The sequence below is a fragment of the Parasphingorhabdus sp. genome (assembly GCF_039939955.1).
GTDB lineage: Bacteria > Pseudomonadota > Alphaproteobacteria > Sphingomonadales > Sphingomonadaceae > Parasphingorhabdus.
Genome location: NZ_JBDVHS010000005.1, coordinates 1079242 through 1099988, shown reverse-complemented (window position 1 = coordinate 1099988; position 20747 = coordinate 1079242). Strand labels below are relative to the sequence as shown.

The following is a 20747-nucleotide window of genomic DNA, read 5'->3' as shown; positions in this document are numbered from 1 at the left end:
AGGGACCTGTCGTAATGGTAAGAATTTTTGGAATCTTGATTGGCCTGTTCTTTTCAGGCTGGCTTTTGGTCTCATTTGGAATGGGAGCGAAAGAATATTACACAAACCGGCCAGCGGATACCGCTGAGCATGCGTTTCACCAACATGCGAAGGATATCTCCTTCACATCAGACGGCCCGCTGGGTAAATTTGATCGTCAGCAACTGCAGCGCGGTTTCCAGGTTTACAAGGAAGTCTGTGCAGCCTGTCACTCGCTTCGTCTGGTTGCGTTCCGCAATCTGGAAGATATTGGCTATAATGAAGCAGAAGTGAAGGCAATCGCGGCCAATTGGCCTATCCCGACCCCGGATATTGATCCGGCAACCGGCGAAATGTCTACACGTGCATCGTTGCCATCGGACAAATTTCCTAAACCATTTGCGAATGATGTAGCTGCAGGCGCTGCGAATAATAACGCAATTCCACCTGATTTGTCCTTGATCACCAAGGCACGTGAAGGCGGAGCACCTTATATCTATTCTTTGCTGACCGGGTATCAAAATCCACCAGCAGACTTGCCAGCGGCCAATCAACCGGGACCGGGATTGCACTATAATCCTTATTTCGCGAACCTGAACCTGGCAATGGCACCACCGATCGCTGCGGCTGATCAGGTGAGCTATTCGGATGGTACCTCGGCCACGATCGAACAGATGGCGGAAGATGTTTCGGCATTCCTGATCTGGACTGCGGAACCAAAGCTTGAAGAGCGGCATCAAACTGGCTGGGCGGTTCTTATCTTCCTGCTGATTGCTACCTTCTTGGGCTATTTATCTTACAAGACTATCTGGGCTGACATTAAAGCTGAGAAGAAAAAGAAAGAGGCTGAAGCATAATCTGCTTTGCGTCATTCCTTAGAAAAGCCCGCCTCGAGCGGGCTTTTTTATGTCTGGAATAGTTGCTGAAGTCGGCTTTAATTATCCAAAACCGAGCTGATCGCCCGTTTCCAGCCCACCAATCGCTGGTTTCTGATGTCTGGGCCTATCTCGGGATTGTAGCCGTCCAATCCGGATATCATGGCAGAAGCCGCTTCTAGCGACGGATATATTCCGCATCCCACTGCCGCCAGCATTGCTGCCCCGAGCGCTGTGGTTTCGAAAAACTCGGGCCGTTCGACCGTGATATTCAATATATCGGCGAGGTCCTGCACCATCCAGTCATTGGCGACCATACCGCCGTCGATCCTTAGGCTTTGCCAATCAACACCATCGGCGGAAAAGGCGGTCTTAAGATCGTGGCACTGATAGGCCATGGATTCTAGCGCTGCCCGAGCGATATGGGCTTTTTTCGATGAGAAGCTCAGACCCGAAAAAGTGGCTGTAGCATCGGCACGCCAATGAGGTGCGCCAAGGCCGGATAGGGCAGGGACCAGATAGACGCCGCCATTGTCCTCGACGGATCGCGCCAGTTCTTCGCTCTCGCCGGCAAATTTCAAAAGACCGATATCATCGCGTAGCCATTGCATCAGGCTTCCCGCCACAAAAACAGAGCCTTCTAGTGCATAGGTGCGTTTGCCCTGATGCTGATAGAGAATGGTCGACAGCAAGCGATTGTCCGACCGGCGCGGACTATCTCCGCTATTGGTGAGAATGAAGGCACCAGTGCCAAATGTCGCTTTGGTCTGACCCACTTCAAGGCAAGCCTGTCCGATCGTCGCAGCTTGTTGGTCACCCGCAGAGCCGCAAATAGGAATGGGACCGCCAAACAGATCTGCTGCTGTGGTCCCGAGTTCTCCTGCGCAGTCGACAATCTTCGGCAGGGCTTTTTTCGGAATGGCGAACAGCGCAAGAAGATCATCGTCCCATTCGTTTCCGTCCAGCGCCATGAGCATGGTTCTGCTGGCATTGCTGGCATCGGTCACATGTTGCCCACCGGTGAGCCGATAGATGAGATAGGATTCGATTGTGCCAAATGCGAGATTGTCTCCTGCAGCGCTGATTTCTGGCCAGTTTTCGAGCATCCAGCCGATTTTGCTGCCTGAGAAATAGGGATCGAGGAGCAGTCCCGTCTTTTCCTGAACCATGGGTTCGAGGCGCTCGGCCTTTAGCGCATCACATTTTTCGGCGGTGCGGCGATCTTGCCAAACGATGGCACGGGCAAGCGGCTCGCCTGTCCGTTTGTCCCAAGCGACAATTGTCTCGCGCTGGTTGGTAATGCCAATGGCTGCGATCTTGTCCGCGCCACCTGCCTGTTCGATCATTTTTTGGCAGCAATGTAGCGTCTTTTCCCAAATCTCTGCAGCATCATGCTCAACCAGACCGGGAGCGGGATAATGTTGTTGCAGTGATTCCTGCTGGGATCCGTGAAGTTTTCCATCAAGACCGAAGAGCATCGCTCTTGTTGATGTGGTTCCTTCATCGATGACCAATATATTTGGTGCCGCCATCTTCCGCTCCTTTTCAAGGTTCACGCTATAAGCTGCTATATAAAAGGCAAGTCATATTGCGATGCAACATTGCACAAATTTCTGGATTCTCTATGAGTGCGGCCATGTACGATTTGGCTATCATTGGCGGCGGGATAAATGGCGTTGGAATTGCGCGTGATGCTGCGGGCAGGGGGCTGAAAGTCCTGCTCGTCGAACGTGATGATCTCGCCTCCCATACATCGTCAGCAAGTACCAAGCTGGTTCATGGCGGTTTGCGCTATCTGGAGCATTATGAATTTAATTTGGTCCGCAAAGCGTTAAAGGAGCGGGAAGTTCTGCTACGCGCGGCGCCCCATATCATTTGGCCGATGCGCTTTGTTTTGCCAGTAGACGAGGGGATGCGGCCTGCGTGGTTTCTACGGTTGGGCTTGTTTCTATACGATCATTTGGGTGGTCGCGACATATTACCGGGGACGAAAAGCCTTAACCTCCATAAAGACCGGCGTGGCGGACCACTGCAAAAACGTCTTAAAAAGGGGTTCGCTTATTCCGATTGTTGGGTTGAGGATGCCCGTCTTGTGTCCCTGACCGCCCGGGATGCGGCTGAGAGGGGAGCCGATATTCGGACCCGTGCGGAATGTACGGGACTGGAGCGTAGTTCGGATTGCTGGAACCTGAAAATAGAACAGAATGGCGAACAAACGATCGAAACGGCCAAGGTGTTGGTGAACGCCGCCGGTCCCTGGGTTGATCCGGTCACTGCCATGTATGACCGCAGCAACACGGCCGCGAAACTGCGCTTGGTCAAAGGCAGCCACATCGTTGTGAAACGAAAATATGAAGGCGATGACAGCTATATTTTCCAGAATAGAGATGGCCGCATCATTTTCGCCATTCCCTATGAAGGCGATTATACGCTTATCGGGACCACGGACCAGCCTTGGAGCTATTCGGAAGGCCCTGCCAAGATCAGTGACACCGAAACAGACTATCTCTGTGATGCTGCCAGTGAATATTTTGAGTCTCCGGTCACGCGCGCCGATATTATGTGGACCTATTCCGGGGTTCGCCCGCTGTTTGACGATCACAGTCGCACGGCCGCCACAGTGACCAGAGATTTTGTGTTCGACTATGACGACGAGAATGGCGCGCCCGTCTTGTCGATATTCGGTGGCAAGATCACAACCTATCGTGTGCTGGCTCTGCAAGCGATCCGTACTTTGTCGGACGCGCTAAACGTGGACGGTGATGATTGGACCAAAGAGGCACATCTTCCCGGCGGCGATTTCCCGCCTGATGGCTTTGACGAGCTGGTCGAGGAATATGCGAATCGATGGGATTATATCGATAAAGGAGTCTTGTACCGACTGGTTCGTGCTTATGGCACCGATACGGCTTATATGTTGAAAGACGTCAAAACTGTCACGGATTTGGGACAGGAATTCGGTTCTGGCCTATATGAGATTGAATTAAACTGGTTGATCGATCACGAGTTCGCTTGCACGGCAAAGGATGTCCTTTGGCGTCGGTCCAAGCTGGGATTACATATGACCGAAGCCGAACAACAGGCCGTGACACAGTGGTTTGCGCATCGAGATGAAGAGACAAAGGTAAATCCCGGCCTTTCCTGATTGACGCACCGGAAAAGCGGTGGCAATAGCGGCCATCCAGTCAGTCTGGATATGCGGGTGTAGCTCAATGGTAGAGCAGAAGCCTTCCAAGCTTACGACGAGGGTTCGATTCCCTTCACCCGCTCCAAACCAGCAAAATATCCAATATTGCTGTTACAGACCTTCCGGTGACCCGGTCTACTAGGCAATTTCATGCAAAAACTTGCGGCAAACTGTCGCTGGTATGAACCGATTCCAGCAATTGATACAATTTGCGACAATTTCCTCTCGTTCTGACAAAGTTCAGCGACAACTCGCTACTAGAACAATATTCATGACGGAAAGAACAGACCGTCTCCCTGAATAGGACCAAGAGGAAAAAGATATGAAAAAGACAATTTTGATTTCGAGTGCCACTGCACTTTTGATGGCTGGCGGTATTGCTATCGCAGCTCCTGGCGACCGCGGTATGCGCGCTGACACTGATGGTGATGGCGCCATAAGCCGTGCCGAGCTCAGCACATCGCTGGACGCTCGCTTTACCAAGATGGATGTGAACGGTGATGGCTTCCTTTCCAAGGAAGATCGCACGGCGAAACATGCAAAACGCTTTGCCAAAGTTGATACCAATGGCGACGGTGAGCTTTCGCAAGCGGAAATCACAGCAGCTCGTGAAGCGCGAAAATCTAAGCGTTTCGCTAGAGCGGATGTCGATGGCAACGGTACGTTGAGCCAGGAAGAAGCCAAGGCGTTGCGTGGTAAACGTGGTCATAAAGGCAAGGGCATGCGCGGGAATCGCGGTGGTCGCGGCATGGCGATGATGCGCGGTGCGGATACCAACGGTGATCAGAAGATCAGCAAGGCGGAATTCACCGCTGCAGCCCTGACCCGCTTTGAAAAAGCCGATGCCAATAATGACGGCAAGCTCACCAAAGAAGAGCGTAAGGCCGCTTTCAAAGGCAAGCGTGGCAAATGGAATAAAAGAGGCGGTTAATCCCTGAACCACTCTTTACGCGAACGGATCGTCAGCCATCTCCCTCTCCCCCAAATTGGCTGGCGGTCCGTTCCTTTTTACGTATCCTGTGTTAGGACAACCGCATGGCAAACAAGATTCACATATTGCTGGTCGATGACGAAGCTTCCTTGCGGGAGCCGTTGGCGGATTATTTGATCAAACAAGGCTATAAAGTCCAGCAAGCCAGTGACGCGAGTATCGCGAGATCTCTGCTCAATGCTTATGATTTCGATATGCTGTTGCTCGATATCATGATGCCTGGTGAAGATGGGCTAAGCCTGTGCCGGTTTGTCACCGATAAGACAGATACACCCGTCATCTTCATCAGCGCCAAGACCGAAGAAACCGAACGGATTATCGGACTGGAACTGGGTGCGGATGATTATATTACAAAGCCGTTCAGTCCGCGAGAACTGGTAGCCCGGATCAAGGTTGTCCTGCGCCGCGCGGAAAAAAGCGGGGCCAAGCAAATCCGCACGACGGAAGGGGCGTATCAATTCTCGGGCTGGACGCTGAAATGCGACAAACGGAGTTTGATCGATGCAGAGGGCGTGAATGTGTCACTCTCTACCGGTGAATATCAGATGCTGTTGGCTTTGGCGTCGCGGGCAGGGCAGGTGCTCAACCGAGATCAGTTGCTTGATATTACTCAAGGACGGGAAGCCCATGCGTTTGACCGGGCTGTTGATAATCAAATCAGCCGCTTGCGGCGGAAAATTGAAGTCGATCCGAAAAATCCCGAAATTATTAAAACAGTATGGGGCGGTGGATATGTTCTTGCCGGAGAGGTTCAGTCGCTTTGAAATATCTATGGCCCAAAAGCCTCATCGGACAGCTTTTGCTGATCGTTGCGTTGATGCTGTTGCTAGCGCAGGGCATTAACAGCTTTCTGCTGTATCGTGGTGCGCAAACGCAGAATCTCGTGGAGGCTTCGACCGCTGCCGTTTCCCGCATAGCATATAGCCTGGATCGACAGGCCAACGGCCGTCCTGTTTGGCGCGGGGGACCAATGCGCGTTCGCCGTTGGGGCCAAGTCAAAATGGATTCCGACACGGCGGTCACAGCGGACATGAACCGGCTTCCGGAGCTTGAGGCTCGCGCTGGCCAGGCCTTTTCCAATATGGGTATTGGCTTTTCCGATATTCGTGCGGCCTTCGTTCCGCAACTGACGTCCGACATGAGCGGTCATATGATCGGTTCCAGTCGGGGCGAACGGCGGGACAACCCGATTAACCGATCAATGGGTGGCCGCCAATCGCAGGTGGAAACCAAAGGGTTTGTCATCATATCGGCACAACAGGCTGATGGGGGGTGGATCAGCGTTGCATCTGCGGTTCGCGGACGCACGCCCTTATTGATCCGTACATTATTGGTCCAGACGATCACTATCTATCTTCTGATGCTAATCCCCTTGATCTTGCTAGGGCGCTATATCTCGCGGCCATTGAAATCACTCACCGCAAAAGCGCAGTCCTTTGATCCGGGCGAGACAATATCTCTGGAAGAGCAGGGGCCTCCCGATACCAAGGAACTGATCCGGGCGTTTAACGCCATGAGCGGGCGCGTCAGTACTATGATCGCGGAAAAAGATGTGATGTTGGGAGCGATCGGGCACGATCTGCGCACGCCGTTGGCCGCGCTGCGGGTTCGTGTTGAAAGCGTCGATGACGAGGTCGAGCGCGAACGGATGATCGCGGGTATCGAAGATATGAATGAAATGCTCGAGGATATCCTGTCTCTGGCACGGCTTGGTCGGTCCAACGAGCAAGCGGATCCCGTCGATATCCGTTCATTGATCGAAACCGTCGTTGATGAGTTCACTGACCTTGGCCATGACGTCCACTATCAGCGGGGAGAGAAACAAAGCGCGTTGGTGCGGGATACGCTTGTCCGCCGAGCGCTCCGGAATCTTATCGAAAATGCCATTCTCTATGGCAAGGCTGCGGATATCTCTGTGGAAAAGTCGGACGATAAGCTGATGATATATATTGACGACGAAGGCCCGGGAATCCCAGAGGATAAGATCAAGTCCATGTTCGATCCGTTTTTGCGGGGCGAGGCATCACGCAATCGTAGCACCGGCGGTTCCGGGCTTGGCCTGACATTGGCGCGGGCGATTGCGCAAGATCATGGCGGTGACATCATTCTGGCAAATCGTGAACAAGGCGGGTTTCGCGCCACCTTGTGCCTGCCAATTGGCTGACCTTATAGATTAGCTTTCGGGCCGTTCCGGCGCAGTGATCCCATCTTCCGCCATTTCGGCATCAATCTCCTCTTCCAGCGTCCTGACGGCTTCAGCGGCGGCTTCCTCCAGAGATTGAGCGTCTTCCTGAATCTGCTGCTCCAGCTCGGCAATTGCTGCGGCGCCTTGCTCGTCGATGGGGGTTTCGGAACAAGCCGCCAGAAGCAGCGCCGTTGGTAGGATGAGATCGCGGTTTTTCATCATTTTGCCGGCATCGTGAAGTCGACATCGCTATTGGCGATGATCGAGAGAACCGTGGTCCATGCCGCGACATTCTGTCGCAATTGTTCCGGATCGATTTTGTCCAGCGTATCGTCTGGCGTGTGATGCAGATCGAAATAACGCGTGCCATCCTGTTGCAGGTCGATAATCGCTAGATTGTTGCTCGCGATGATATCGCGGATATCCGCTCCACCACCAGCCTTGGGGCCATTTATGCTGATCCCCAGTGGAAGCAACGCCTGTGAAATTTCCGTCCGAACATCCTTCGCGGCGTCGGGGAAATTATACTCTACCCGCCAGATATGATCCGCTCCAAAGTCGGATTCCATCGCAATCGCGTGATTTTGGTCTTTGTTTGCCGCTGCATAAGCCTTGCCGCCCCAAAGCCCAACTTCCTCAGCGCCAGCCCATAATATCCTTATCGTGCGGAGCGGTTTGCCGTGATCCATGATATTTTTCGCTGCTGCCGCTACGATCCCGCAGCCTGCTGCGTCATCAAAGGCTCCAGTGGCCAGATCCCAACTGTCGAGATGACAAGCGACCAATATCATACCCTTGCACGGGTCTTTGCCAGTGACTTCAGCAATCACATTGCCGGATTCCTGCTGGCCAATATTTTGCGGCGTCATCATCACTTTCAGTCGGATAGGCGTGCCGTTTTTTTCTCCCAGTTTGACCATACGTTCCAGATTGTCCGCGTCAGGAATGGACAAGGCGCCGGCAGGAATAGGCGTCACGCCATCGCGGAACCCTGTATTCCCGGTGTGTGGGTTGCGATGATTGTCCGTGCCGATGGACTTTATCACATAGGCCGCCGCGCCTTTCTGGGCCGCGATATTCGGGCCGACGAAGCGGACAGGTCCGTAAGTACCGTAGCTGGAGCCATCCTGCGTGGGGTGCATATCGTGGGTTACAAAAGCAATCTTGCCAGTGAGGCTACCATTGGGAACGGCCCGCATTGCGGCGAGCGAGTCAAAATAGACCACTTCGGCTTCAATCCCCGCTTCTCCGGTGCTCGCGCTGTTGCCAAGCGCGGTAATGTGCATTTTCTGGGGGTAGGGCGATACGACTTCAGCCGTTTCCGCTCCGCGCACCCATGTTGGCATCATGAAGGGTTCGTTCCGGACATTTTGAAAGCCAAGTGCTTTCAGCTTTTGGATAGCCCAATCCCGCGCCCGGGCCTCTGCTTCCGTGCCGGCCTGTCGCGGCCCGACTTCGGTCGTCAGCCCTTCGACAATGTCATAAGCGACATCATCTTGCAGCGCCTTGGCCTGCAAGCTCATCGTTCCGTGATTGTCGGCCATAGCAGAAGTGGACAGAAACAGCGCAGATACGCCAGCGAGCAGGGTGGATATGTTTCTCATATCGCCTTGCCTAACCCGCCTTATCGGCTTTGCCAATGCTCTCTTGCGAGTCGGTCACCATTTCGCTAGGCGGAGCGCAAATCTTACTACATTTGAAGCAAGGAAATCCGCCAGATGGCCGTCCAATATAGCTATGTCATGAAAGGTCTAACCAAGACCTTCCCAGGAGCCCCGAAACCGGTTCTCGACAATATTCACCTGCAATTCCTGCCGGGCACAAAAATCGCCATCATTGGTAAAAATGGTGCCGGTAAATCAACGCTGATGAAAATCATGTCCGGTCAGGATGAAGAATTTCAGGGTGAAGCCTGGGCAGGCGAGGGGATCCGGGTCGGCTATCTCGCGCAGGAGCCGGAATTGGACGAGACCAAGACGGTCAAAGAAAATGTCATGGACGGCGTCCGCGAAGTTGCCGACCTTGTCGAACGCTTCAACGAAATTTCTACCCTCATGGGTGATCCACCGGAAGATACGGATTTTGACGCGTTGATGGAAGAAATGGGCGTGCTGCAAGAAAAAATCGACGCAGTCGATGGCTGGACCCTCGATAACCAGCTGGAAATTGCAATGGAAGCGCTGCGCTGCCCTCCTGGCGATAGTCCGGTGATCGATCTTTCGGGTGGTGAGAAACGCCGTGTGGCACTCTGCCGCCTCTTGCTCGACAAGCCGGAAATCTTGATGCTCGACGAGCCTACCAACCATCTTGATGCTGAAAGCGTCGCCTGGCTGGAGCAGCATTTGATTGAATATGCCGGCAATGTCATTCTGGTGACCCATGACCGCTACTTCCTCGACAATGTCGTGAACTGGGTGTTGGAAATCGACCGCGGCAGAGGCATCCCGTTCGAAGGCAATTATTCCAACTGGCTCGAAGCGAAATCCAAGCGGATGGCGCAGGAAGAGCGGGAAGACAAAAGCCGTCAGAAAGCCATCGACAACGAGCTGCAATGGATGCGGCAGAGCCCCAAAGCACGGCAAACCAAATCCAAAGCGCGTATCAAATCCTTTGATGATCTGGTGGCGGCGCAGGAAACGCGACAGATGGGCAAAGCCCAAATTTTGATCCAGACCCCGGAACGCCTTGGGTCCAAGGTGATTGAGGCGCGGGGTCTCACCAAGGCTTATGGCGATAAATTGCTGTTTGAAGATTTGGAATTTTCGCTGCCACCGGGCGGCATTGTCGGCATTATCGGTGCCAATGGTGCGGGTAAGACGACCTTGTTCCGGATCATCACCGGACAGGAAACACCGGATAGCGGAACGCTGGAACTCGGTGACACGGTGCAGCTTGGCTATGTCGACCAAAGCCGTGACTCGCTCGATCCAGCGAAGAACATCTGGGAAGAAATTTCCGACGGCCATGATTTTTTCACCTTTGGCAAGAATGAAGTCCAGACCCGCGCCTATGTTGGCGCGTTTAACTTCAAGGGCGTCGACCAGCAGAAGAAAGTCGGTCAACTATCCGGAGGTGAACGCAATCGCGTTCATCTAGCCAAGATGTTGAAAGAAGGCGGCAACGTTCTGCTGCTCGATGAGCCGACCAACGATCTCGACGTCGAGACCCTTCGTGCCCTTGAAGACGCGCTGGAAAGCTTTGCCGGCTGTGCCGTGGTCATCTCGCATGACCGTTTCTTCCTCGATCGCTTGGCGACCCATATCCTGGCGTTTGAAGGCGACAGCCATGTGGAATGGTTTGAAGGAAACTTTGAAGCCTATGAAGAAGACAAGCGCCGGAGATTGGGCGATGCAGCGGATCGGCCGACACGGGTGGCTTATAAGAAATTGACGCGTTGATGTGGAGCCCTTCTCCCGAGAGGGAGAAGGGGCCCCAACGATTTCTCTGAATAGTGAACGTCAGTATCAGGCGGCAGTTGTTGGCTTTCCGGCAAAACTAACCCCAACAATAGCGATCATAGCAGCCACAAACCCTGGAATAATCTCGTAAACCCCGGGCCCGCCCATGAATGCGCTGTTCCAGCCCAGCGATATCCAGCCAATCACCACCACGGCGCCGGTCACCAATCCGGCAACAGCGCCAGCACCGGTCATCCGCTTCCAGGTCAGCGACAACAAGATCAACGGCCCGAACGCAGCGCCAAATCCGGCCCAGGCGTTGCTCACCAGTCCCAGCACCTTGCTGTCGGGATCGCGGGCGATATAGATAGCGGCCAAGGCCACCAGTGCGACGAATAGCCGTCCGATATTGACCGCTTCCCGCTCGCTGGCATTCTTACGCAGGAACAGGCGGTAAAAATCCTCTGTGAGCGAACTGGACGAGACCAGCAATTGCGAGCTGATCGTGCTCATGATCGCAGCCAGCAAGGCGGCAAGCAGAAATCCGGTGATCAGCGGGTGGAACAAGGTATTGGCCAGCAGGATGAAGATTGTTTCGGGATCTTCGAGCGCTAGTCCGTTCATCTCGACATAGGCGCGACCGGTGATGCCAACGCCGATGGCGCCGAGCAGGGCGACGCCCATCCAGCTCATGCCGATATTGCGTGCCTTTGGTACGTCTGCGACCGAACGAATGGCCATGAAGCGCACGATGATATGCGGTTGACCAAAATAGCCCAGGCCCCATGTGACTGCCGATAGAAAGCCAATGAAGGTCAATCCCGCCGTTAGACTAAGGAAATTCGGGTCTAATGTGCCAAGCTGTGCCGAGATTGCGTCGACGCCACTATCGCTGGTGAGGACCACGATAGGCATAAGCACCAGCGCCACGACCATGATGCAGCCTTGCACAAAATCTGTCAGGCTGACGGCTAAAAAGCCGCCGATCATCGTATAGGCCAGCACGACGCCTGCCGTAATCCAAATCCCGAGCATATAGTCGCTCATGCCCGTATCACCGAACAGGCCCGCAAAGCTGGTCTCGAACAGCTTGCCGCCACCGACCAGTCCGGCTGCGGTATAGACCGCGAAGAACAGGACGATGATGATCGCCGACGTCACCCGCAGGGCGAGGGCCTTGTCCGGGAAACGATTGGCGAGAAATTGCGGGATGGTGAGGGCGTTGCCAAGCTTTTCCGTCTGTTCACGGAGGCGTGGCGCGACGATGATCCAGTTGACCAGCGCCCCGGCGAAAAGCCCGATGCCAATCCACACTTCAATCAGCCCTGCCGCATAAAGCGCGCCGGGAAGACCAAGTAATAGCCAGCCCGACATGTCGGATGCACCCGCAGATAAGGCCGCGACAGCAGGACTAAGCTGTCGTCCGCCGAGCAGATAGGCTTCGCTGTTATCTGTGGATTTGCGCCATGCGTAAAATCCGATGGCGAGCATGCCGATGAAATATAGGGCGAGTGTGATCAGTGTTCCGCTTTGCATCTAACATGCATAGCGGTTTTGTTCGGGGAGTCACCTTGTCTGTTGCTGCAGGGGAAGGTTCTACCGAATTCGTTTTACAAATAACTGTCCATTATCAGCACGTTTTGTCTGAAAGTTTGGAACTTCCTCGAACATTTCTGACAATCGGGAAAAGCCATAGTTCCGTACGTCAAAACTCGACCTATTTCCCGCAATCTTGCCAACTTCGCTCAATTTGGCATAGCCTTCGGCATCGCGTTTGGTCGCAAGATAGGCATCTACCAGCAGGTTGAGCAATTCCTCATCCACCCTACCATTGCCTTCATTTGCGCCGTCAGTCGCTTTGGTTGACGCCTTGACGTCACTTGTCCCGCCGTTTCGATTGCGCTTATCCGCTTTGATCAACGCATCGACATCAATGAAGCGGCTACACGCCTGTTTGAAGGCGTCTGGCGTCTTGGCGCTACCAAAGCCGTATACGGGCAGGCCTTCCTGCCGAATGCGCATGGCTAGCGGCATGAAGTCGCTATCGCTGCTCATGATGCCAAAGCCGGTCACATTGCCACGGAACAGCAAATCCATCGCATCGATGGTCATCTTCATATCGGTAGCATTCTTGCCTTTGGTCATATCGAACTGCTGTTGCGGGTCGATGCCATATTTATGGAGAATTTCGACCCAGCCTTTGAGTGCTTGTTTGCGCCAATTGCCATAAGCGCGGCGGATATTGACCGTTCCGAGCTCTGCTAGCGCCGTCAGTACCGGATCTATGCCATTGTGGCTGGCATTGTCGGAATCGATCAACAGGGCGATATTGTCATCATATTTTCTCATCGCGCTTTGATGGACCGCGAGGGAAGGGCATTCAAGGGGAAAAGCCGCTGCCCTACACGGAGGCGGAACGGTTAAGCAGTGCTCCGTTTTTTGACCTTGATAGCTTTAGCACGAGTGTAACGTCACACGAAACAGTAGGACAAGATTCGTTACATCCTCAAGAGATCGAATCAAGTCTCTGAATTTATGTCATTCCTAGGGCAGGTTCAGTCTACAACCGAGAATTGATCGCTTTCCTGATCCAGCACGTGCAATTTCCCGTCAGCGATCGCGAACCAGGCGCCAATCAGGCGAATAGAGCCATCGGCTTCTTTCTCCTGAATGCAGGGAAATGTCCGCAAATTGGCCAGACTGGTCCGGATCCCTTCCTGTTCCATTGCGAGTTGGGCGGCGCTGCTGCTCAAGTCTCCATGATCATGTGCGACCTTTGTCCGGGCACCGTCGAGCAACGTGATCCAGTCGGCAATGAAGCCGCCCTGTCCGTGCGGCATGTCCTTCATTTGCTCGGAAAGTGCCGCCGCGCAGCCGCCGCAGCTACCGTGCCCCATAACCACCACTTCTTCGACTTTCAAAAACTGGACCGCAAATTCTAACGCTGCCGAAACGCCATGTTGGCCGGGGGTGGTCTCAAAAGGTGGTACCAGTGCCGCCACATTACGGACAATGAAGGTCTCGCCAGGATTGGTGTCGAAAATCTGGGTCGGGTCGACGCGACTGTCGCTGCAGGCAATAATCATCACCTTGGGACTTTGTCCGTCTCTGAGTTCATCCCAGCGTTCGCGCTGCGTTTTCCAATGTGAGGAACGGAAGCGGCGATAGCCATCGAGCAGGTCTGTAAATTTTGTCATGAAATGGTTCATATCACCGACTAAAAAGGTGGCAAGACTGGTTTTCTTTCCCTATTTGAAAGAAATGAACGAAATCACCAAAATTACCGCACCAGAGCCGCGACCAGAACGCCTGCGCAAGCCGGACTGGATTCGGGTCAAAGCGCCTATGGGCACCGAATTTGAGAAAACCCGTGCCTTGATGCGGGAGCATAAGCTGAACACCGTCTGCGAAGAAGCGGCTTGCCCCAATATTGGTGAATGCTGGACCAAGAAACACGCAACGGTCATGATCCTCGGTGATGTATGCACGCGGGCCTGCGCCTTCTGTAACGTCAAGACCGGCATGCCGATGCCGGTCGATGTTCTGGAACCACAGCATACCGCCGACGCGGCCGCCAAGCTCGGACTGGAACATATTGTGATCACGTCGGTTGATCGCGACGATCTTGCTGATGGTGGCGCCAGCCAGTTTGTGAAGGTGATTGAAGCGCTACGCCGGACAACGCCGAAAACGACGATCGAGATACTCACACCGGATTTCCGCAACAAGACCGAGGCTGCGGTTGAAGCGATCGTTGCGGCCCGTCCGGATGTCTACAACCATAATTTGGAAACAGTCCCGCGGCTTTATCCGACGATCCGGCCCGGTGCGCGCTATTACGCGTCGCTGCGCTTGCTCGAGCAGGTCAAGCGACTCGACCCTTCGATCTTTACCAAATCTGGAATCATGCTCGGTTTAAGCGAAGAGCGCCTCGAAGTGCATCAGGTGATGGACGATATGCGCAGCGCTGATATCGATTTTCTGACAATGGGCCAATATCTGCAACCCACGACGAAACATGTCAAAGTCAGCGAATTCGTGAAGCCACAGGCTTTTGACGCTTACGCTTCGGTCGCGCGGGCCAAAGGCTTCCTGCTCGTCGCATCCAGCCCGCTGACCCGCTCAAGCTATCATGCTGGCGATGATTTCGCCAAAATGCGGCAAGCGCGAGAGGAAAAGCTGGCACGTTCGGGTCCATTGAATGCCAGCGCATAGGGAAACTCGCGATCTGCCTTATAGCGCCGCACAAATGTATGCGCTGGTGGCAGATGTCGGGCGCTATCAGGAATTTCTACCCTGGGTGGTGGGTACCCGGATCAGATCCAACAGCGAAACCGAGATGCTGGCAGATGTTTTGGTCGGTTTCAAAGGGCTTCGCGAGCAATTTTCCTCGCGGGTGATCAAATCGCACAACCAAGCAATTGATGTCGATTATCTCGATGGTCCATTGAAGCAACTGCACAATGAATGGCGCTTTCGTACTCGGGAAGAGGGGGGATGCCATGTTGACTTCTACGTGGAGTTTACCTTCAAAAACCGTATGTTCGAGAAGCTAGCCGGACAAATGTTCGCCAAGGCATTGCACAAAATGACCAGCGCCTTTGTTGATCGGGCCGGCGAAATATATGGAAGCAGCTACTCGCTGTCTTCGGGTAGCAGCAGTTCTAACGCAACCAGCACCGCCTGAAAGCGGATATCTGCGCGGCTTTTTTCGTCACCGAAGTTTTTCCGGTCTGCGACAACATCTTCCGTGCTCTTGCCTTTTTCGGCCTTCGCGAAGACGACGGTACCAACAGGCTTCTTCTCGGTGCCGCCGCCCGGGCCTGCTACACCGGTAATCGCCACCGCCACATCACAGTCGGATTTCTCTAGAGCGCCTTTCGCCATTTCCCAGGCCACTGCTATAGAAACCGCGCCAAATGTTTCGAGAAGGTCGTTGCTGACACCCAGCATCCTTTGCTTGGCGCTATTGGAATAGGTGTTGAACCCGCAATCGAAAACGTCGCTGCTGCCGGGTACTTCGGTCAGGGCTGCTGCAACCAAACCACCAGTACAGCTCTCTGCAACCGTTATGCGGCGACCGGCGGCACGATTTTTCTCGATGACCGATGTGGCGAGAGCGACTAGCTCGCGGGGGAGTAGATTTTCCATAGAGCGGGGCCGTTAGCCCATGATGCTGGTTCTTTGCAAACAGGAATCTTCGATCCTTTGCTGCGATCGGTGTAATCCTGTTCATAAGAAACGATAATCAAGTTGAGCGCGGCAATTTGATCATAAAGAAATAGTGGCGATGGCTTGCGCCGCAATTCCCTCTTTGCGACCGGTAAAGCCCAGTCTCTCCGTGGTTGTTGCCTTTATGCTAACCTGGTCGATCTCCACCGACAGAATCTCCGCGATCTTGCTTTGAATAGCATCACGATGGGGTTTGATCTTAGGGGCTTCGCAGATGACGGTCATATCGACATTGTGGATCATTCCGCCTTTTGCAGCGATGAGTGCGGCAGCATGTTGGACAAATCGAGTCGACGCTACCCCACGCCATTGAGGATCCGATGGTGGAAAATGGTCGCCAATATCGCCGGCACCGATCGTCCCCAGCAGTGCATCGGTAAGGGCATGTAGCAGAACATCGGCATCGCTATGGCCGGCGAGCCCTTTGTCATGGTCAATTTTTATGCCGCCTAGCCACAAGTCTTCACCGGCAGCAAGTTGATGGACATCATAGCCCATGCCGGTTCTTGTCTGGCCCATATGCTGGGTTCCTTTTTCCGCAAAGTCGCTTGGTAGTGTGTATTTTTTCAGCGTCTCATCGCCGTCTACCGTCGCGACGCCATGGCCATCCGCTTTAAAAATCTGAGCGTCATCACTGGCATTTTTGTCGCTGACGAAACGATTGTGGGCAGAGAATAGCTTCTGAAAATCGAAAGCCTGTGGCGTTTGTACCCGCCAAAGACTGTTGCGGTCCACAGCTTGATCGAGTTGGTTATCGACCTGCTTGATCATAGTATCCACGCTCGGCAAAACCGGAATGGCGCCGGATGCCGACTTTAGCTTTGTGAGCAGATGATCAATCACCGGAGCCGGAACGAAAGGCCGGGCTGCGTCATGCACCAAGATGTTCTTGGCACCACCAGCTTGCTGGATCGCAGCTAGTCCGTTGAATACGGACTGCTGACGCGTTGCGCCACCGATCACGAGATTATAGGCGGAGATAGGCGCTAAGGCCCTATTGGCCTGTTCCTCTTGTCCTGCAGCCACTACGATCCAAAGGTGATCAATGGCACTATGCGCGAGAAAGCTCTCCACGCTGTGACGAAGCATGGGTTTACCACTTATGAGCTCGAACTGTTTCGGTAGGTCCAACCCTGCGCGTGCGCCGACACCCGCAGCGACGATTAATACGTGGTTTTCTTCGGATGGGTTGCTGGCGGCGATCATGGCAAGCGATCTACGCGGAGAAACCGGATGAAGCAATTCTTGCCTCTAAATTGATTTGGCGATAGAGGGTGCTTAAATTTTAGGCAGTGCGAATGAAACTCAACCCCATCTCGATTGGCAACATCCAAATAGACAGCCCAGTTTTGTTGGCGCCGATGACCGGCGTCACCGATTTGCCGTTTCGCCGATTGGTCCGGAGATTTGGCTCTGGACTGAATGTGACGGAAATGATCGCCAGCCAAGCTATGATCCGTGAAACGCGGCAGTCCCTGCAGAAATGTGCTTGGGACCCCAGCGAAGAACCGGTGTCGATGCAGCTCGCGGGCTGTGACCCCGTTGTGATGGCCGAAGCAGCAAAGCTGAACGAGGATCGCGGCGCACAGATTATCGATATCAACATGGGATGTCCGGTAAAGAAAGTTGTAAACGGGGACGCCGGTTCTGCGTTGATGCGCGATCTTCCGTTGGCGGCATCCCTGATCAAGGCAACCGTCGAAGCGGTAGATGTGCCGGTCACGGTAAAAATGCGGATGGGCTGGGACCATCAAAGCCTGAACGCACCGGAACTGGCTCATATTGCGGAAGACCTTGGCGCGAAAATGATCGTAGTCCACGGAAGAACCCGTTGCCAGATGTATCGGGATAACGCCGATTGGGCCTTTGTGAGCAAAGTCAAACAAGCGGTTTCGCTTCCGGTTATCGTCAATGGCGATATTTGTACCCTGGACGATGGCCAAACTGCTCTGGAGCAGAGTGGCGCAGATGGTGTGATGATTGGACGCGGAGCCTATGGTAAGCCGTGGCTCTTGGGGCAGTTCATGCACTGGTTTGAAACCGGTGAGCGGCTACCGGACCCCGACATTCCGACGCAATATGCCGTACTTGATGAACATTATCGCGATATGTTGAAACTATATGGCGAAGATGTCGGTGTGAAAGTCGCACGGAAGCATATCGGTTGGTATACCAAGGGGCTCCCTGGCTCGGCCGAATTCAGGAATCGCGCCAATAAGGAAGCTGATCCCTATGCGGTATTAAAAATGCTAGAGGAGTTTTACACACCCTGGCTCAATAAAGCTGCGGCTTGATGAAAGAAGCTCCATCGGGAGAGCAAATCTTAGCTGGGCTCAATCACGCACTGGTGATTGTCGATTCCACACATAGCGTAGTCCGCGTCAATCCTGCCGGCGAGGCGTTGTTTGGAACAAGTGCCAAACATCTCATCGGTCGCCAAATCGACCATATACTCCAGTTTTCCGATGCTCGTTTGAACAAAGCGTTGATCGAGACAGACATTAGTCTCACAGCCCGTAATGTGATGGCATCCAGCGATGACCGCAAATTGGGCATTGTGGATTTTGATGTTCATCCGCTGGCGTCGGACATTGAATGGCGGTTGATATCATTATCACTGATGCCACAAGATGGTCCCATTCTTGAGAATGAGAATAGCGATCCGTCAAATCTCGCAATCCGTGCTCCGGATATATTGAGCCATGAAATTAAAAACCCGCTCGCGGCGATAAAGGGCGCGGCGCAGTTGCTCGACCGACAGATTGATGAAAATCAAAAACCACTAACCCAGATGATTACGGCGGAAGTAGAGCGGGTGGTCAACCTACTCAACAGGATGCAAACGCTGTCTTCCAACCAGCCAGCGCAGACCACGGCAGTCAATATTCACACATTGATTGATCGCGCCCGCCGATCGATCGAAGCAGCGACCGGCCAAGCGGTGAAAATTCAGGACAAGTTTGATCCGTCGCTGCCGGATGCGTTGATCGATTCTGATGCCATGATGCAGGTATTGACGAATTTATTCGCCAATGCAGTCGATGCCACCAAACATCTGCCAAATCCGGAAATTCGCGTCGTCACGCGCTACAGCTTTGGAGCCGCGTTGTCGGCGCAGGGCGAAAAGCAGGCAATACGGCTACCCATTCAAATCATGGTGTGTGACAATGGGCCCGGCGTCCCTGCAGAGTTGGAACGAGAAATTTTCTCACCCTTCGTCTCTACCAAGAAAGAAGGGCAGGGGCTCGGCCTCGCGCTGGTGAAAAAGCTTATGCGGGATATGAACGGGCGTATCCGTTACGATCGTGAAAATCAGGACGAGATGAGCAGGTTTACTCTGTTTCTTCCCGTTGCACCGAAGAACTGACGTCAGGATATTTTATGGCCAATGAAAAAATTATATTAGTCGAAGATGATCTGTCGGTCAGTCATGTCATCATCACAGCCTTGCGGGCGGAAGGCTATGATGTTGAAAGTTGCAAATCGATAACCGAGCGGGATGCCCTGATGGGGAGTACCAGCTATGATTTGCTACTAACCGACGTCGGATTAGGGGAGGGTGATGGCATCTCTTCCCTCGATACGGTGCAAGCGAACCACCCGGACCTGCCGATCATTATTATATCTGCTCAAAATACATTGAATACAGCTGTTCGAGCTTCCGAAACCGGGGCTTTTGAATATCTGCCCAAACCATTTGACCTCGATGAGCTGGTAGAGGTCGTCGGGCAGGCACTGAAGCCGAAGAATATCCGACCGGTCGAGGCATCGATGGACGAAGAAAGCTTACCGCTGGTTGGGCGAAGTCCGGCGATGCAGGAAGTATACCGCATGATCGCCAGGCTTTTGAAGAATGATCTATCGGTATTGGTTCTAGGCGAATCTGGAACCGGCAAGGAACTTGTTGCGGAAGCTATACATGGGCTCGGCCATCGGAAATCGGGGCCGTTTGTAGCGGTGAACATGGCTGCGATTCCATCGGAAATGATCGAGGCAGAGCTATTTGGGCATGAGAAAGGCGCCTTTACCGGTGCCGTCGCCAGTGCTTCCGGCAAATTTGAACAGGCGCAGGGCGGGACGCTGTTTCTTGATGAGATTGGCGATATGCCCATGCACGCCCAAACGCGCCTGTTGCGGGCTCTTCAATCGGGAGAAATCAACCGAGTTGGCGGCAAGGGGCCGGTCCAGTTGGATGTTCGGATTATCGCAGCCACCAACCATGATTTTCTTGAACTGATCGAACAGGGTAAGTTTCGTGAAGATCTATATTATCGGATCAACGTTGTTCCGATTGAATTGCCCCCGCTTAGAGAGCGCGCCAGCGATATTCCGGCCTTGACCAATCATTTTCTGAAGCTCGCGGTAACGGAAGGCTTGCCGCACAAGCAAATCTCGCAAGAGGGAATGAATTTGCTTTGCCATCACTATTGGCGAGGGAATGTGCGGGAACTGAAAAACGTCATTTACCGGCTTGTCGTAACGGGGCGAGAAGACACGCTTTCGGAAGAGGCTATCCGCCAAATCCTTGCCGCGGAACGCAATGAGGATCATGCCGAATCCGAGAATATGGCGTTTGATAGCCATATTAAATCAATCGTACTCGGCTTGATGGCCAATCCCGAAAAAGAGAATCTATATGCTCAAGCATTAGAAAAGTTTGAAAAGCCGTTGTTGATCGAGATGATGAACCACGCACATGGCAATCAGATCAAAGCGGCCAAAATTCTGGGAATTAATCGAAACACTTTGCGGAAGAAGTTGAACGAATATCAGATCGATCCGACGCAATCGAAGTAAAATACTGCGATGAATGGACGGTTTGCCTCGCCGAACCGTGATATTTTTACAATATAAGTGCTTT

Annotated in this window: 19 protein-coding genes and 1 tRNA gene; 12 read left to right on the top strand and 8 right to left on the bottom strand. The window is 53.4% G+C overall.

Annotated features, from left to right (window positions below):
* Positions 1-14: 14 nt before the first annotated feature.
* Positions 15-875 (top strand): cytochrome c1, encoded by an 861-nt coding sequence (locus tag ABJG22_RS10520; protein ID WP_348020179.1) that lies wholly within the window; start codon positions 15-17, stop codon positions 873-875.
* Between the two features lie 77 nt (positions 876-952).
* Here ABJG22_RS10520 and ABJG22_RS10515 read toward each other — a convergent pair whose 3' ends face one another.
* On the bottom strand, positions 953-2425 hold the full coding sequence (locus tag ABJG22_RS10515; RefSeq protein WP_348020178.1) for a glycerol kinase: 1473 nt from the start codon (positions 2423-2425) through the stop codon (positions 953-955).
* Positions 2426-2529: 104 nt separating this feature from the next.
* Between ABJG22_RS10515 and glpD the strand changes: the two genes are divergently transcribed.
* The 5 genes from glpD (at position 2530) to ABJG22_RS10490 (ending at position 7235) form a co-directional block, all read left to right on the top strand.
* On the top strand, positions 2530-4038 hold the full coding sequence (glpD, locus tag ABJG22_RS10510) for a glycerol-3-phosphate dehydrogenase (protein ID WP_348020177.1): 1509 nt from the start codon (positions 2530-2532) through the stop codon (positions 4036-4038).
* A 53-nt stretch (positions 4039-4091) separates the two neighbouring features.
* Positions 4092-4165 (top strand) — tRNA-Gly (locus ABJG22_RS10505).
* A 237-nt stretch (positions 4166-4402) separates the two neighbouring features.
* Positions 4403-5011 carry a hypothetical protein gene (locus tag ABJG22_RS10500; protein ID WP_348020176.1) on the top strand — a complete coding sequence of 203 codons (609 nt, stop codon included), beginning with the start codon at positions 4403-4405 and terminating at the stop codon, positions 5009-5011.
* A 104-nt stretch (positions 5012-5115) separates the two neighbouring features.
* Positions 5116-5835, top strand: a complete 720-nt coding sequence (locus ABJG22_RS10495; RefSeq protein ID WP_348020175.1) for a response regulator — start codon at positions 5116-5118, stop codon at positions 5833-5835.
* Entirely contained in the window at positions 5832-7235 is a 1404-nt protein-coding gene (locus ABJG22_RS10490) for a HAMP domain-containing sensor histidine kinase (RefSeq protein WP_348020174.1), read from the top strand. The genes ABJG22_RS10495 and ABJG22_RS10490 overlap by 4 nt, the downstream gene beginning before the upstream one ends.
* 9 nt (positions 7236-7244) lie before the next feature.
* Here the strand turns inward: ABJG22_RS10490 and ABJG22_RS10485 are convergent, their stop codons facing one another.
* Together ABJG22_RS10485 and ABJG22_RS10480 are read right to left on the bottom strand one after the other, a co-directional pair.
* Positions 7245-7478 (bottom strand): hypothetical protein, encoded by a 234-nt coding sequence (locus ABJG22_RS10485; RefSeq protein ID WP_348020173.1) that lies wholly within the window; start codon positions 7476-7478, stop codon positions 7245-7247.
* A complete protein-coding gene (locus ABJG22_RS10480; protein WP_348020172.1) occupies positions 7475-8860 on the bottom strand; it encodes a M28 family peptidase in 1386 nt (461 codons plus the stop codon). The genes ABJG22_RS10485 and ABJG22_RS10480 overlap by 4 nt, the downstream gene beginning before the upstream one ends.
* A 114-nt stretch (positions 8861-8974) precedes the next feature.
* On the opposite strand from ABJG22_RS10480, the gene ettA reads away from it, so the two are divergent.
* Positions 8975-10654, top strand: coding sequence for an energy-dependent translational throttle protein EttA (gene ettA, locus ABJG22_RS10475; RefSeq protein ID WP_348020171.1), 1680 nt, complete (start codon positions 8975-8977; stop codon positions 10652-10654).
* A 66-nt stretch (positions 10655-10720) separates the two neighbouring features.
* On the opposite strand, the gene putP is transcribed toward ettA, so the two are convergent.
* The 3 genes from putP to ABJG22_RS10460 form a co-directional block, all read right to left on the bottom strand.
* A complete protein-coding gene (putP, locus tag ABJG22_RS10470) occupies positions 10721-12190 on the bottom strand; it encodes a sodium/proline symporter PutP (protein WP_348020170.1) in 1470 nt (489 codons plus the stop codon).
* Between the two features lie 60 nt (positions 12191-12250).
* Positions 12251-13003: an NYN domain-containing protein gene (locus ABJG22_RS10465; RefSeq protein WP_348020169.1), complete on the bottom strand. Its 753-nt coding sequence runs from the start codon at positions 13001-13003 to the stop codon at positions 12251-12253.
* A 206-nt stretch (positions 13004-13209) separates the two neighbouring features.
* Positions 13210-13851: a carbonic anhydrase gene (locus ABJG22_RS10460; RefSeq protein ID WP_348020168.1), complete on the bottom strand. Its 642-nt coding sequence runs from the start codon at positions 13849-13851 to the stop codon at positions 13210-13212.
* 64 nt (positions 13852-13915) lie between these two features.
* On the opposite strand from ABJG22_RS10460, the gene lipA reads away from it, so the two are divergent.
* The gene (gene lipA / locus ABJG22_RS10455) at positions 13916-14869 is read left to right on the top strand and encodes a lipoyl synthase (protein WP_348020167.1); all 954 of its coding nucleotides are present in this window, start codon (positions 13916-13918) and stop codon (positions 14867-14869) included.
* A complete protein-coding gene (locus ABJG22_RS10450; protein WP_348020166.1) occupies positions 14856-15341 on the top strand; it encodes a type II toxin-antitoxin system RatA family toxin in 486 nt (161 codons plus the stop codon). Before lipA ends, ABJG22_RS10450 begins: the two co-directional genes overlap by 14 nt.
* Here ABJG22_RS10450 and ABJG22_RS10445 read toward each other — a convergent pair.
* Both ABJG22_RS10445 and ABJG22_RS10440 read right to left on the bottom strand, forming a co-directional pair.
* Positions 15290-15805 carry a CinA family protein gene (locus ABJG22_RS10445; RefSeq protein WP_348020165.1) on the bottom strand — a complete coding sequence of 172 codons (516 nt, stop codon included), beginning with the start codon at positions 15803-15805 and terminating at the stop codon, positions 15290-15292. The two genes, ABJG22_RS10450 and ABJG22_RS10445, sit on opposite strands and share 52 nt — an antisense overlap.
* A 120-nt stretch (positions 15806-15925) precedes the next feature.
* Positions 15926-17092, bottom strand: coding sequence for a bifunctional 2-C-methyl-D-erythritol 4-phosphate cytidylyltransferase/2-C-methyl-D-erythritol 2,4-cyclodiphosphate synthase (locus ABJG22_RS10440; RefSeq protein WP_348020164.1), 1167 nt, complete (start codon positions 17090-17092; stop codon positions 15926-15928).
* Between the two features lie 92 nt (positions 17093-17184).
* Here ABJG22_RS10440 and dusB point away from each other — a divergent pair, with 92 nt between their 5' ends.
* From dusB to ABJG22_RS10425, 3 genes are read left to right on the top strand one after another with little or no spacing between them, the layout of a single operon-like run.
* The gene (gene dusB, locus ABJG22_RS10435) at positions 17185-18180 is read left to right on the top strand and encodes a tRNA dihydrouridine synthase DusB (protein WP_348020163.1); all 996 of its coding nucleotides are present in this window, start codon (positions 17185-17187) and stop codon (positions 18178-18180) included.
* Positions 18180-19253: an ATP-binding protein gene (locus ABJG22_RS10430; RefSeq protein WP_348020348.1), complete on the top strand. Its 1074-nt coding sequence runs from the start codon at positions 18180-18182 to the stop codon at positions 19251-19253. The genes dusB and ABJG22_RS10430 overlap by 1 nt, the downstream gene beginning before the upstream one ends.
* A gap of 14 nt (positions 19254-19267) precedes the next feature.
* Complete coding sequence (locus ABJG22_RS10425) at positions 19268-20683, top strand: sigma 54-interacting transcriptional regulator (RefSeq protein WP_348020162.1); 1416 nt, start codon at positions 19268-19270, stop codon at positions 20681-20683.
* Positions 20684-20747: the final 64 nt, after the last annotated feature.

Excerpts from the sequence above, each read along its gene's own strand:
- lipA (WP_348020167.1), top strand. The coding sequence starts at position 13,916 with ATGAACGAAATCACCAAAATTACCGCACCAGAGCCGCGACCAGAACGC.
- ABJG22_RS10430 (WP_348020348.1), top strand. The coding sequence starts at position 18,180 with ATGAAAGAAGCTCCATCGGGAGAGCAAATCTTAGCTGGGCTCAATCAC.
- ABJG22_RS10495 (WP_348020175.1), top strand. The coding sequence starts at position 5,116 with ATGGCAAACAAGATTCACATATTGCTGGTCGATGACGAAGCTTCCTTG.
- ettA (WP_348020171.1), top strand. The coding sequence starts at position 8,975 with ATGGCCGTCCAATATAGCTATGTCATGAAAGGTCTAACCAAGACCTTC.
- ABJG22_RS10445 (WP_348020165.1), bottom strand. The coding sequence starts at position 15,805 with ATGGAAAATCTACTCCCCCGCGAGCTAGTCGCTCTCGCCACATCGGTC.
- glpD (WP_348020177.1), top strand. The coding sequence starts at position 2,530 with ATGTACGATTTGGCTATCATTGGCGGCGGGATAAATGGCGTTGGAATT.
- ABJG22_RS10515 (WP_348020178.1), bottom strand. The coding sequence starts at position 2,425 with ATGGCGGCACCAAATATATTGGTCATCGATGAAGGAACCACATCAACA.
- ABJG22_RS10440 (WP_348020164.1), bottom strand. The coding sequence starts at position 17,092 with ATGATCGCCGCCAGCAACCCATCCGAAGAAAACCACGTATTAATCGTC.
- ABJG22_RS10520 (WP_348020179.1), top strand. The coding sequence starts at position 15 with ATGGTAAGAATTTTTGGAATCTTGATTGGCCTGTTCTTTTCAGGCTGG.
- putP (WP_348020170.1), bottom strand. The coding sequence starts at position 12,190 with ATGCAAAGCGGAACACTGATCACACTCGCCCTATATTTCATCGGCATG.
- dusB (WP_348020163.1), top strand. The coding sequence starts at position 17,185 with ATGAAACTCAACCCCATCTCGATTGGCAACATCCAAATAGACAGCCCA.
- ABJG22_RS10465 (WP_348020169.1), bottom strand. The coding sequence starts at position 13,003 with ATGAGAAAATATGATGACAATATCGCCCTGTTGATCGATTCCGACAAT.
- ABJG22_RS10480 (WP_348020172.1), bottom strand. The coding sequence starts at position 8,860 with ATGAGAAACATATCCACCCTGCTCGCTGGCGTATCTGCGCTGTTTCTG.
- ABJG22_RS10425 (WP_348020162.1), top strand. The coding sequence starts at position 19,268 with ATGGCCAATGAAAAAATTATATTAGTCGAAGATGATCTGTCGGTCAGT.
- ABJG22_RS10450 (WP_348020166.1), top strand. The coding sequence starts at position 14,856 with ATGCCAGCGCATAGGGAAACTCGCGATCTGCCTTATAGCGCCGCACAA.
- ABJG22_RS10500 (WP_348020176.1), top strand. The coding sequence starts at position 4,403 with ATGAAAAAGACAATTTTGATTTCGAGTGCCACTGCACTTTTGATGGCT.
- ABJG22_RS10460 (WP_348020168.1), bottom strand. The coding sequence starts at position 13,851 with ATGACAAAATTTACAGACCTGCTCGATGGCTATCGCCGCTTCCGTTCC.
- ABJG22_RS10485 (WP_348020173.1), bottom strand. The coding sequence starts at position 7,478 with ATGATGAAAAACCGCGATCTCATCCTACCAACGGCGCTGCTTCTGGCG.